Origin of the sequence: Halobacillus shinanisalinarum (assembly GCF_022919835.1) — a bacterium.
Classification (GTDB): Bacteria; Bacillota; Bacilli; order Bacillales; family Halobacillaceae; genus Halobacillus_A; species Halobacillus_A shinanisalinarum.
In genome coordinates this window covers 4441129-4453605 of record NZ_CP095074.1, presented here as the reverse complement: position 1 = coordinate 4453605, position 12477 = coordinate 4441129, and the positions used below count along the sequence as shown (strand labels likewise).

The window sequence follows — 12477 nt, the reverse complement described above, 5'->3', positions numbered from 1 at the left end:
CCTCCCTTAAAACCTCTATCTCACCATTTAAAATCATTATTCGTTGTTACCTTCGTTACTATTTCCACCTGCAGATTCAGGAGTAACTTCAGAATGGTCTAATTGCAGAAGATAATCTGCGATTTTACTTGCTTCCTCTTCCGAAACTAAGTCTGCCGGCATTTGGTTGCCAGGCTTAATTTCGTCTGGATTAGTAATCCAATCCACTAAATTTTCTTTTGTTGGATCAAGAATGCCTGCAATCATCGTACGGTTGCCAAAATTACTTAAATTAGGACCTACACCTGCGGCCGCGCTTCCAATCGCATGACAGCTCATACAGTTGTTTTGGAACAATTCTTGACCTTCTTGAGCAGAGGCCGTTTCAGGTTGTGCCTCAGGATCGATATTTTGCATGTCTTCTTTCCACTGATCAAATTTCTCTGGACTTACTGCTATTACTTTGAAGTCCATTAATGAGTGGGAAGGCCCGCAAAGTTCAGCACACTGTCCCCAGTATACGCCCTCTTCATAGGCTTCTAAGTACATTGTGTTAACGTTCTCCCCTGGGTTAGTATCCATCTTCCCAGCTATCGACGGAACCCAGAATGAGTGAATCACATCACTCGATTTCATGTCTAAGTATACGCGTTCGCCAGTTGGTATATAAAGATCCTGGCTTGTAGATATTTCTTGACCAGCATAATTAAAATGCCACCAGTATTGATTTCCAGTTACTTCAATAGTCAAAGCATCTTCATCAGTTTGACCAGATTTGTCTGCTAAATCAAAAGTCGCCTGAACAGTCGGAACAGCCAGTACTAGAAGTAAAATAATTGGGATAACTGTCCAAATTATTTCTAAGGCTTTATTTCCTTCTGTTTGTTTAGGGATAAAATCTTCCTGCCCCTTTTTTTGACGATATCGAATAAGTACAAACGTGTAAATCGCCATAACGATAACGAATACAAAAAGCATTATCGCAATACTGATCATCATAAGATCAAATATTAAATCGGACCCGTATCCTTCTGGCTTAAGTGCACTAATGTTATCAACTCCACACCCTGATAGGATGAGAGTTAATGCACCGAACAAGATTAAGGAACGGAATTTTCGCATCCAACCTCTCATTGAGTGATACCTCTCTTTCTCTTGTGAATTAAATCTTATATTTTGGAACTAGCTTCTTTAGAAGCTAGTAACATTAAAAAGGAAATGGTAATGTGACTAGCACCATTGTTAAGAATAGGATTGTCAAATAGTTTAAAGAATAAACAAACATCCATTTTGCCCACTTATAATCGTCTTTCATTATGAAGCCGGCCATCCCTAAAATTAACCATCCAAAAGACAATGTAAAGGCCACACTTAAAAATATACTACCTAATGAAACTAAGTAAATTGGCAATGGCAGGAGGCAGGCCACGTAAACGACCATTTGTCGTTTCGTCATTTTAAAGCCGTGTACAACAGGCAGCATTGGAATCCCAGCCGCTTTGTAGTCCTCTTTCTTCCTCATAGCTAAGGCTAAAAAGTGCGGTGTCTGCCAAATAAACATGATCAAAAATAAAATTATTGCTTCTAATCGCAGTCCTGGTTCAATGGCAGCCCAGCCAATTAGGGCGGTACAGCACCAGAAAAGCTACCGATAACTGTGTTAATGGTGTACTTCCTTTTGGACCACATTGTGTAGAGGACAACATAGACAAACCAGCCGAAAGCACCAAATAATGCGGCTTCGATTGTTGTGAATAACAGGATAAGAAAACCAAGGCTTGTGACACTAATTCCCATCCATTTGATCACGTTTAATGGAATAGACCCTGTAACAGTTGGACGAGTAACTGTACGGGACATCAAATGATCAATGTCTCTATCATACCAGTTATTTATGATACATCCACCAGCAATGAGGAAAGCGGTTCCGAACATTGTCAAAATAAATGTCAGCCAGTGTTCAGTAAATCTTGCTCCTGTAAAATACATGGCAAGCCAAAAACCTGTGAAAGTTGTTATTAAATTGGAGTTTATAATTCCGACTTTAATTAAGCTTTTGATATCAGCTATCATTGAAGTTTCACGGACAGTAGACTTATTCATCATCTGTGAAGCTGCAGAATCAACTATTCTTGGATTATCCATCGAAATATCTTCCCTCCTTCTACCCTTTATAGCATAGTCAAAAAAGCTATAAAAAAGTCATGATTCCCCATATTAGTAAACATTTCATAGGAAACATCAAAATTATTGTACCACGGAATTAATGTTCTATCTATTTCTATAGCACAATTTTATTAAAATGTGACAATTGTGTGAAGCAATTTTGAAAGGGCTTTACAGCTTTTTTATGTAATAAAACTAAAATTACACACCTTTATATTTCTAGCAAATTAATGACAACAATGCAAGTTTTTTTGAGTTTAAAATTGAAAATTCAACTTAAAAACCTGGCTCATTTTTCGGAGCCAGGTTTTTTATTTGTTTTATTCAAATTCAATGAGTAAATCTCCGACATGGATCGCTTCATTGTTATCTACATAAATATCTTTAATTACGCCATCAAAAGGTGCTTGAACCGTCGTTTCCATCTTCATTGCCTCTGTAATCATGAGATGGTCTCCTTTTTTTACTTTCTCACCCTTCTCAGAAATTACTTTAACCACTGTACCAGGCATGCTTGCTCCAATATGCTTGGTGTCGGATTTATCAGCTTTCGGCCGCTCTTGGACTGTAGCCTTGACATTTAAGTCTTTAATGACCACTTCACGAGGCTGACCATTTAATTCAAAATAGATCGTTCTTGTTCCATCAACTTGTGCCTCTCCAATAGAAACAAGTTTCACGATCAATGTTTTCCCTTGTTCAATTTCAACTTCAATCTCTTCTCCAAGACGCATCCCATAAAAGAATGTTGGGGTATCGAGAACTGACATATCTCCATACTGCTCTGTAAACTTCTGGTGATCCATAAAGACTTTAGGATACAAAGCATGACTAATCAAATCAAAACTCGTGACCTGTCTGTCTAATGTGTGGAACAAAGTTTCTTTTAGATCTTTGAAATCTACTGGATCTAGTAGTTCACCAGGACGAACTTTAATTGGTTGTCTTCCTTTTAAGATAATCCGTTGCAGCTCGGATGGGAATCCTTCATGTGCTTGACCTAAATAACCTTGGAAAAGTTCAACAACGCTATCAGGGAAAGCTAATGATTCCCCTCGTTCATATACGTCATCCTCATTTAAATCATTTTGTACCATAAACAGGGCCATGTCTCCGACGACTTTTGAGGATGGTGTAACTTTTACGAGATCACCAAACATATCATTTACTCTGCGGTACATATTCTTTACTTCATCCCATCGATCGGCTAAGCCGACAGCACGTGCTTGCTGCTGCAGATTACTATATTGTCCGCCAGGCATTTCATGATGGTAAACCTCTGTATGGGGAGCCATCATGCCGCTCTCGAAGTCTTGATAAAACTTCCTTGTATCTTCCCAGTAATGCCCTAACTGTTCATAAGCGGATATATCTACGTTCGGCTTACGCTCGTTACCTTCTAATGCATAGTATAGGCTGTTTGCACTTGGTTGAGAGGTAAGGCCTGCCATAGATCCGGTTGCGACATCAACAACGTCCACGCCGGCTTCAATCGCTCTTGCGTACGTAAAGATCCCGTTACCGCTTGTATCATGTGTGTGTAAATGAATAGGTATATCAACCGTATCCTTAAGGTTGGATATGAGCTGATAGGCTGCTTCAGGTTTCAGCAACCCTGCCATGTCTTTAATTCCAAGAATATGTGCCCCTGCATCCTGAAGCTCTTTTGCTAAGTCTTGGTAATATTTAAGGTCATACTTCGGTCTAGAAGCATCCATGATATCTCCTGTATAGCACATGGCCGCTTCTGCCACCTTATTATTCTCACGTACAGCATCAATTGTCAGTTTCATACCTTCTACCCAGTTTAAACTATCGAAAATTCTAAACACATCAATTCCCGCATGCGAACTCTTTTCCACAAACTCACGAATAAGATTATCGGGGTAGTTTTTATACCCGACTGCATTAGAGGCACGCAACAACATTTGGAAAAGAACATTTGGTGACTTCTCTCTAAGTTTAAGCAGTCTTTCCCAAGGATCTTCATTAAGAAAGCGGTAAGAAACATCAAAGGTCGCTCCTCCCCACATTTCAAGGGAGAATAGATCAGGTAATAAACGTGAAGTAGGCTCCGCGATTGTTTGCAGATCCTTTGTTCTTACTCTAGTTGCAAGCAGCGATTGGTGAGCATCACGGAACGTTGTATCTGTTAGGAGAACTTCATTCTGCTGCTTCAGCCATTCCGCCAAACCTTCAGGGCCTCTTTCATCTAAAATCTGCTTTGTGCCCTTAGGTATCTCCTCTGAATACTTGACTTGCGGGATCCGAGGTCTAGGGATCGCAGGCTTCTTCCTGCCCCCCTGACCTTCAAAACCGTTCACTGTTCGATCAGCAATATAGGTGAGCATTTTTGTTCCACGGTCTTTTCGCTTAGGAAATACAAATAATTCCGGTGACCGATCAATAAATGTTGTATTATATTCGCCTGACTGAAACTGATTATGTTGAATGACATTTTCCAGAAAAGGAATGTTCGTTTTAATTCCACGAATCCGAAATTCTTTTAAATTACGTATCATCTTATGTGCTGCTTGATCAAAGGTTAACGCCCATGTTGATAGTTTCACAAGCAAGGAATCATAGTAGGGAGAAATGACCGCACCCTGAAATCCATTCCCAGCATCAAGGCGAACACCAAATCCGCCTCCCGTACGGTAGGCCATTATTTTTCCCGTGTCTGGCATGAAATTGTTGAGTGGGTCCTCTGTGGTAACACGTGACTGTATCGCATAGCCATGTGTACGAATTTCCTCTTGCACAGGAACACCAACTTGCTCACTATGTAGAGCATGACCTTCTGCAATTAAAATTTGTGTCTGAACAATATCTACACCTGTGATCATTTCAGTAATGGTATGCTCTACTTGAACACGCGGATTCACTTCAATGAAATAGAATTCCTCGCCAGTGACTAGAAACTCTACAGTACCAGCATTTACGTAATTCACATTATTCATTAATTTAACAGCTGCATCACATATTTTCTCTCTTACCTCATTACTAACAGACACACTAGGTGCAACCTCAACCACTTTTTGATGTCGGCGCTGAACAGAGCAATCCCGTTCGTATAAATGGACAATTTGCCCATCAAAATCCCCAAGTATCTGTACTTCAATATGCTTAGGATCTTCAATAAGCTTTTCAACGTAGACTTCTTCACTGCCAAAGGCTGCCTTTGCTTCAGAACGAGCCCGGTCATACGCATCCTCAAGCGTTTCCGCGCTTCGGACAATCCTCATTCCGCGACCGCCGCCCCCATTGAGGCCTTAATCATCAACGGATAGCCATTTTCTTCACCAAACTCACGCACAGCTTCTAATCCATCAACAGGACCATCAGTGCCTGGAATGACTGGAATGTCTGCTTGCACTGCTTGATCTCTCGCTTTTACTTTGTCACCGAACATATTTAAATGCTCGCTCGTCGGTCCGATGAAAATAATACCTTCTTCTTCACATCTTCTCGCAAAGTGAATGTTCTCTGATAAAAATCCATAACCAGGATGTATGGCATCTACTCCAACATTCTTGGCTGTTTCAATCATTGCTTCGATATCTAAATAGGCGTCAATTGGTTTCTTCCCCTCACCTACAAGATAGGCTTCATCCGCTTTATACCTATGGTAAGAGCCCGAATCCTCTTTAGAATATACAGCTACTGTACGAATGTTCAATTCCGTACAAGCTCGGAAAACACGAATGGCAATCTCCCCACGGTTTGCTACTAGAACTTTGTTAATTTTCTTTAACTCTGCCATCTTCTCACTCCTTGTGGTTTTGTACGTTGTTGGACTGGTTGTTGTCTTAACGGTTCATGAGTTTCTTGTCTCTCTTCTTCTTTCACCTTTACAGTTCTTGCAATATTATTAAGAATACCTAGGGATGCCATCATAATTAATAATGATGAGCCTCCATAACTAACAAGCGGCAAAGTTACCCCGGTAATGGGCAATAGCCCACTCATGGCTCCTAAATTAATAAAAGCCTGAATTGCAAATAATGAGGATATTCCCAATGCCAGCAAGGAACCAAATGCATCTTTACATCGCCAGGATATGTACAATCCTCTTAAGACAATGGTCGCTAACAAGCCCACGGTAATAATGACACCTATAAAACCTAATTCCTCAGCAATAACCGCCATAATAAAATCTGTATGGGGTTCCGGCAAATAACCTAATTTTTGTACACCTTGCCCTAATCCTTCGCCCGTTATCCCGCCTGTAGCAATAGCCACATAGGATTGAATGAGATGATAGCCATCACTATCTGGTGACTCAAACGGTTGATAAGCTCCCGAAAACCTATTGAGCCTTTCGTCGGTTATAAGCTGTGAACCTGCCAGTAATAGAATACCGCCAGTAACGACGGTCAGAAGTAATATGTGCTTACCTTTAATTCCGGAGTTCATAATGATGATACTTGCGAGCAAACCAATAATGGCAGCCGAGCCAATATCAGGCTGCAGAATGATCAACCCTAATAGAACCGAAATAATAACCAAGGGCGGGAGTACCGCCTTGGCAAAATCACCTATATACTTTCGTTTATTTGCGTATACAGAGGCTAAATAAATAATTATCCCGATTTTCACAAATTCAGCTGGCTGGAAGCTCATCGGCCCTAAATCATACCAGGAGCGAGCATTATTAACTGTGGAACCAAAGAAAAATAATCCTACTAATAAAAGAATCATCAATAACACCGACAGCTTAGAAAGTCGCTTCAAGTGCCGATAAGGAAACATGGATATAAGGAACAAGACAATTACTCCCAGCGTCATCCATTGCAGCTGCCTAACTAAGTAGTGATTACTTGGCACATCAAGGACGACTGGTCCGTAAACCATACTTGCACTATAAACCATGACTGTGCCGAAAGAGACAAGTGCAATAGGTGCAAACAACAGTGTGAAGTCAAAGGTTTTTAAACGTTGTAACATATCATTCATCCCTACTATGTATATTTTCTCTAAAAGTTGTCATATTTCCTGCTAATATGACAATTCTGATTATTTAGTTGCACAATAAATAGATGTAAGCGCTAACGGTACAAAAAAACTCAAATCACAACAAATACGTCGCAATTTGAGTTTATCCGTCACGAATTTTGAGCGGCTTCATGTAAGACATTGAGTTGTTTTTCTAAGTTATCTAGTATTGATTTGCCTTCTTCTTCACTGATTAAGTGCAAGCGCACAGCAAAATGTATCTCGCGTGACAACCCAAACATTTGTGTATCCAGAACTTCCTCATATAAAGGACATTGAGGCATAGTCAAGTTGTCCATTTGTACTTTTATTAGACGTAAAATTTTATCAGCATCAGCTTTTAGAAGGGCATAGGCCTTTTCACGATGATCCACAGCCACATCAGACAACATTAAGATCCCCTCCAGTTACAAACTATCTTTTATTAATAGTATCGTTTCATTTTAAAAAATGCAACTAACTAATGGAGATTTGACTAAAATATCGAAAGGTCGTAGCGATTCGACAGCATCTCAATCAACTTCAATCCGACCACACTATTTCCTTTTGGATCTAGTGCAGGTCCATAGACCGCAATGCCACCAAATCCATTCACCGAACCCATGACGCCGCCCGATACCCCGCTTTTCGCTGGGATGCCAACTTTAATGGCGAATGCACCTGATGCATCATACATTCCGCATGTAACCATAAATGTCTTACAAATTCTCGCAAAATGCTTAGGTATAATTTGCCTGCCTGAATTCAAGTCCTTCCCATCATTAGCAAACAACGCACCAATTTTTGAGAGATGCATTACATTTAATTCGATCGAACACTGTTTTGTATAGGCATCTAATGTTTCTTCGACACTGCCTGTTACAACTTTATGCTGCTTTAAATAATAAAGTAAGGACCGATTTAAAAAAGCAGTCTCAAATTCTGAAAAAGCTACCTCCCGGTTAAAACTTATCGAATGATCGTCCGTCATTTCGTGAATGAAACTCAGTAACCTCCCAACCTTCTCGTCGGGTGTAACGCCATGGATCATATTCGACACGGCAAGAGCACCAGCATTAATCATCGGATTTAAAGGTTTGGAGGGACGGTGCTGCTCCAAACGGTAAATCGAATGAAAGGGATCTCCTGTCGGCTCCATTCCTACATGGCCGAAAACATAATCCTCACCGTTATCGATTAGTGCCAATGCAAGAGCAATGACCTTTGAAATACTCTGCAGTGTAAAGCAGGTCTCCACCTTCCCTGCGTGGATACACTCTCCATCTAGATAATATATCGCTACAGCCAAATCTTCAGGGTGCTGCTTAGACAATGCTGGGATGTAATCAGCAACTTGACCATCATAAGCATATGGTCTAACATTCTCAAGCCATTCTTCAAGGATTTCTGTTGTTAATTTTTTTCTCATATGAAAATCCCCCTTGTATGAATCATTTTCATTTTTTGCTATGCTTTATAGTGTGTGTTCAAAAGTTGCCAAATTAGAAGCAAGAAGTTCGAGGCGCGAACGTTTTGAGGACCACAGTGTATGCTTTTCATACGTGAGGACCGGAAAAACCGAGCAACACAAAGAAATTCGCCGTTTATCATTTGGTGACTTTTTGAACATCCTCTTATAAGGAAAGATTTTTAATTTGAAAGGTGGCGCATCTCTTGATAGTACAATTATCAGGTCAAGTAAAATTTCCTATCACCCTTGATCCAACCGTGTGGATTTTCGATGACCGTAAACTTACTTACGATGAGGTTTTCAATGGTTCAGAAGCTCCTGAACAGGAAGAAGCTGAAGACGAACTGAAAAGAAAGTCCCTTCGTTTTGACCGGGAAGTGTATCAACAAAAAATAAATCCTCCTGTTAACAAAAGTCTTACTCGAGCAGAAAAGGAACGGATTAAAACAGAGACTTTCCTAATGCCTTTACAACCTTTTATTCACACCAGTGAACCTGATCCTAATGTTAAGAAGGCTGTTTTAGTTACAGATAACGGGGATCATTCCTTCAATGCCGATGATTTATCCAATGCTTTATTATTATTTTCAATAGAAGGAAAACCATTAAAAGAAAATGGTCCTGTTCACTTGTATTTCGAAGACGGATCCAATAAAGAAGCGCCGATTACCGGGATTAAAAAAATTATATTTGAATAGTTGAAAAGGACAGCAAACAGGCTGTCCTTTTTTGTGTATAAAACACTCCTATTTGCCACAAGCTATAAAAAAAAGTGAGTGTTCCATATGAAAATCACAATGTTAATTATAGGTCTGCTCCTGTTGTCTGCATGTCAGCAAACAGGGGAGAAACAGTTACTTCAAGAGCGCGAAGGCAACGATTCTAAAATGCAGTATGTAACCGACTCTGATCCAGTTGAAGAACCTGATAAATCAAACCAACAGACAGCAAGGCATTTAGCCAAGCTAGCTGTAGAAGTTCCTGGAGTTCACGACGCAACTGCTGTTGTGCTGGGATCTTACGTGGCCGTCGGGATTGATGTAGATAAAGACTTGGATAGATCTCGAGTTGGTGTCATTAAGTTCTCGGTGGCTGAAGCTCTAAAGCATGATCCTTATGGCAAGGAAGCCGTTGTCATTGCAGATGCAGATGGTGTAGAACGTCTCCGCGGAATTGGAGAAAAAGCGGCGGAAGGACATCCTATAAGAGCTATCACAGAGGAACTTAGTCATATTGTTGGTCGTTATATGCCAGAAGCTCCCATCGAAGATCAACCTGCACCGCCTGACGCAAACAAGCAGACTATTCCTAAAGAAGAAAAAGAAAAACTAGAACAGATTGAAGAAAAGCAATCCAAGGAAAATTAAGATCGTTGTACCATTAAATGTTTAGTGAAAAACAGCTAAATCCTTAAGGATTTAGCTGTTACTTTTTTCTAGAATTTCCCGTTCTTTTTCAGTTAGTTCATTGTAATATTGGACACCAAACTGTGACCCCTCGGAAACCATTTTTGAGTTTTCCGGATTTGAAACTTCTTGCTGGCCAGCCTCTTCAATTGGCATATCGCCTTGTTCATCATCTTGCGTCAAGTTTGCTTGAAGTGACTTAGCCTTATCTGTCACACGCTTACGGTTGTCTTCATCTTTCATGAAATAGGCTAAAGTTCCTCCTGCTGCTGCACCTACTGCGGTAAAAATCCAACGCTTTCTCAAAAAGATCACCCTTTCTTTTCTTCTAGCACTTATGTTCCCCAATTATTTTATTTAAAACATAAATCAAAGTAGAAAATGCGTACTTTCTCTAAACATGTTATCATATAACCATGAAAAGGTAGAGGTGATTACTATGCGTGTAAAGTGCGTGCTGTGCGACAGAATTGAAAAAATAGACAGCTATTGTTTACAAGCGAAAAGATTAAGAAACCGCAGGATCCACACGTACATGTGTCCATCCTGTCATGATCGCATTGGCGAAAACACTAAAAAACGGCTAAACACAGGCCATTTCCGTTTTAACCGGGAAAGAAAACGCGAAAAACATTTATCATAAAATACACATTAAAAAAGCCCTGATCCTCGTGTCAGGGCTTTTCATATATCGTTAACTTTCTTGACGACCTTCCCGTTCTTTGTGAAGACGAACACGATAGACTGCCAATATTAATGCAGCTACAAGTAAACTTTCAGCGATCGGTAAATTTAAACCCAAAATTAGCGTAAGTATAAATGTACCTATAACAAGTACGGCGTAAACAACAGCCGCCTTAGCAATCGGCAGCTTCTTAGCAAAACCAAGCTTAAACGTAATAATCGCAAGAATAACTGTGGTTAAATATAATAGAAAAAACGAACGAAACAATGCCGCAACTTCCGCTTCGTTATTCATATTTATTTCACTTCCAAGTCCTCTAAAAAAGAAATCAGCAATTGGCCATAAATCTGCAGGCACAGCTAATGTAGACATATCTGTCATAAGGATCCCCCTTACCATCTTTCTCTTCCTTATTCATCATACTAAATCATAGAATTCAATGCCACTAGTATTTGATTATGTATCTTCCGTTCCCCATTTTCAAAACCAGCTGTTATCGATTATACTAGTAGTGTGCGTTCAAAAAGTTGACGAATGAGAACGTAGACGAAGATCGTCACATCCGGTGACAACGTCGACACAAGCACGTTCCCTGTGCGTCGCAAGAAGTTCAAGGCGCAATTGTTTTGAGAACCACAGCGTATATCTTTCCCTACGTGAGGATCAGAAAAAACAAGCAACGAAGAAATTCGCCGTTGATCATTTAGTGACTTTTTGAACATCCTCTAGTAGAGAATGGGGTGAACCTTTTGGACAATTTTAATTGGAATATGTTTTTACTTGCCATTTGCGTAATTTTATCTTTTTCATTTGTCGGCTTCGCACTTGGCCAGCAGACCTTCTGGCTTGCCGGTTTACTTTTAATTGCAGGCTTTGCCATTATGGGCTTCGGTCTAGCAAAAAAAAGAAAACAACAAAACGCATAGGAAAAGCTGCCTCTAACGGGCAGCTTTCTTATTCCTTCAAATCGACAAAGGTTTCAAGCACTTCTTCGTGAAGCATAGGATGACACGCTAATATCGTTGTCTTGTTGAGCATGTCTACTTCTTGACCATCCGCAGTTGTGACTGTGCCTCCTACTTCTTTAAGAATAACCATTCCCGCTGCAATATCCCATGGCATCAAGGTCATCGTCAAATAGCCATCTATAACCCCTTCAGCAACAAAGGCGAATTCTAAAGCCGCTGAACCGTAAGTACGTGTGCTTCTTAACGTTTTAACAAGTTCATGAATACCTTGATGTGAGACGTAAGGGTTCTCAGGAAGCATCCATGTCGTATTTAAAGCAAATATAGCTTGTTTTAACAGACTTTCCTCAGGAAGCTGAGCCAGCTGACGATTATTTTTGTAAGCTCCCTCGCCTCTTTTAGCGGTATAGATTGTATCCTCCATCACATTATAAATAATGCCGATTTCGCCAATTCCGTCCTGATATATTCCAACTGAAATAGCAAAATTCCTCTTTTGATGAACGAAATTCATTGTCCCATCTATAGGATCAATAATCCATATGGTTCCATCAAGACTCTTAATTTCATCACCAAAACCCTCTTCACCGAAAACGAGATGGTCCTCATATGTTTCTCTAATTCTCTCGGCAAAAAATTGTTCTGTTTCCTGGTCCATCTCTGTGACTAAGTCGTTCGCATTGGATTTCGTTTCAATTGTTCTCGGATCATCTATTTTACTTCTAATTCGCTGACCTGCTTCCAGAACCCATTCCCTAGCCTGTGTATATAGTTGGTCTCTTTGAATTTTATCCATGGTGGAAAGCTCCTTCAATCGGTAGTATTCCT

General features: G+C 40.1%; 11 protein-coding genes and 2 pseudogenes. 4 read left to right on the top strand and 9 right to left on the bottom strand.

Translation table 11 applies throughout. The features are described 5' to 3' along the window. Window positions 1-36: 36 nt before the first annotated feature. The 6 genes and pseudogenes from coxB to glsA form a co-directional block, all read right to left on the bottom strand. Complete coding sequence (coxB, locus tag MUO14_RS22070) at window positions 37-1113, bottom strand: cytochrome c oxidase subunit II (RefSeq protein ID WP_244752653.1); 1077 nt, start codon at window positions 1111-1113, stop codon at window positions 37-39. Window positions 1114-1186: 73 nt separating this feature from the next. Then, window positions 1187-1968 (bottom strand): annotated as a pseudogene (gene cyoE, locus MUO14_RS22065) (heme o synthase). A 497-nt stretch (window positions 1969-2465) separates the two neighbouring features. Then, window positions 2466-5908, bottom strand: a pseudogene (gene pyc / locus MUO14_RS22060) (pyruvate carboxylase). Then, window positions 5896-7092: a putative lipid II flippase FtsW gene (gene ftsW / locus MUO14_RS22055; RefSeq protein ID WP_244752652.1), complete on the bottom strand. Its 1197-nt coding sequence runs from the start codon at window positions 7090-7092 to the stop codon at window positions 5896-5898. Before ftsW ends, pyc begins: the two are co-directional and overlap by 13 nt. Window positions 7093-7250: 158 nt before the next feature. Then, the gene (locus tag MUO14_RS22050; RefSeq protein WP_396265753.1) at window positions 7251-7532 is read right to left on the bottom strand and encodes an Fpa/YlaN family protein; all 282 of its coding nucleotides are present in this window, start codon (window positions 7530-7532) and stop codon (window positions 7251-7253) included. Window positions 7533-7615: 83 nt separating this feature from the next. Then, a complete protein-coding gene (gene glsA, locus MUO14_RS22045; protein ID WP_244752651.1) occupies window positions 7616-8548 on the bottom strand; it encodes a glutaminase A in 933 nt (310 codons plus the stop codon). 245 nt (window positions 8549-8793) lie between these two features. Here glsA and MUO14_RS22040 point away from each other — a divergent pair, with 245 nt between their 5' ends. Further along, complete coding sequence (locus tag MUO14_RS22040; protein ID WP_244752650.1) at window positions 8794-9288, top strand: hypothetical protein; 495 nt, start codon at window positions 8794-8796, stop codon at window positions 9286-9288. Window positions 9289-9375: 87 nt separating this feature from the next. Next, entirely contained in the window at window positions 9376-9957 is a 582-nt protein-coding gene (locus MUO14_RS22035) for a YhcN/YlaJ family sporulation lipoprotein (RefSeq protein ID WP_244752649.1), read from the top strand. Between the two features lie 51 nt (window positions 9958-10008). Here MUO14_RS22035 and MUO14_RS22030 read toward each other — a convergent pair whose 3' ends face one another. Beyond that, a complete protein-coding gene (locus MUO14_RS22030) occupies window positions 10009-10311 on the bottom strand; it encodes a hypothetical protein (RefSeq protein ID WP_244752648.1) in 303 nt (100 codons plus the stop codon). A gap of 124 nt (window positions 10312-10435) precedes the next feature. Here MUO14_RS22030 and MUO14_RS22025 point away from each other — a divergent pair, with 124 nt between their 5' ends. Then, window positions 10436-10639: a YlaI family protein gene (locus tag MUO14_RS22025; RefSeq protein WP_244752647.1), complete on the top strand. Its 204-nt coding sequence runs from the start codon at window positions 10436-10438 to the stop codon at window positions 10637-10639. 51 nt (window positions 10640-10690) lie between these two features. Here MUO14_RS22025 and MUO14_RS22020 read toward each other — a convergent pair whose 3' ends face one another. Further along, window positions 10691-11062, bottom strand: a complete 372-nt coding sequence (locus tag MUO14_RS22020) for a YlaH-like family protein (protein WP_244752646.1) — start codon at window positions 11060-11062, stop codon at window positions 10691-10693. 359 nt (window positions 11063-11421) lie between these two features. On the opposite strand from MUO14_RS22020, the gene MUO14_RS22015 reads away from it, so the two are divergent. Further along, on the top strand, window positions 11422-11607 hold the full coding sequence (locus MUO14_RS22015) for a DUF5325 family protein (RefSeq protein ID WP_244752645.1): 186 nt from the start codon (window positions 11422-11424) through the stop codon (window positions 11605-11607). A gap of 28 nt (window positions 11608-11635) precedes the next feature. Here the strand turns inward: MUO14_RS22015 and MUO14_RS22010 are convergent, their stop codons facing one another. Beyond that, window positions 11636-12445, bottom strand: coding sequence for an inositol monophosphatase family protein (locus MUO14_RS22010; RefSeq protein WP_244752644.1), 810 nt, complete (start codon window positions 12443-12445; stop codon window positions 11636-11638). Between the last annotated feature and the right edge of the window lie 32 nt (window positions 12446-12477).

Coding starts and splice junctions, on each gene's coding strand:
- coxB (WP_244752653.1), bottom strand. CDS start 1,113: ATGAGAGGTTGGATGCGAAAATTCCGTTCCTTAATCTTGTTCGGTGCA.
- MUO14_RS22025 (WP_244752647.1), top strand. CDS start 10,436: ATGCGTGTAAAGTGCGTGCTGTGCGACAGAATTGAAAAAATAGACAGC.
- ftsW (WP_244752652.1), bottom strand. CDS start 7,092: ATGTTACAACGTTTAAAAACCTTTGACTTCACACTGTTGTTTGCACCT.
- MUO14_RS22035 (WP_244752649.1), top strand. CDS start 9,376: ATGAAAATCACAATGTTAATTATAGGTCTGCTCCTGTTGTCTGCATGT.
- MUO14_RS22050 (WP_396265753.1), bottom strand. CDS start 7,532: ATGTTGTCTGATGTGGCTGTGGATCATCGTGAAAAGGCCTATGCCCTT.
- glsA (WP_244752651.1), bottom strand. CDS start 8,548: ATGAGAAAAAAATTAACAACAGAAATCCTTGAAGAATGGCTTGAGAAT.
- MUO14_RS22010 (WP_244752644.1), bottom strand. CDS start 12,445: ATGGATAAAATTCAAAGAGACCAACTATATACACAGGCTAGGGAATGG.
- MUO14_RS22020 (WP_244752646.1), bottom strand. CDS start 11,062: ATGACAGATATGTCTACATTAGCTGTGCCTGCAGATTTATGGCCAATT.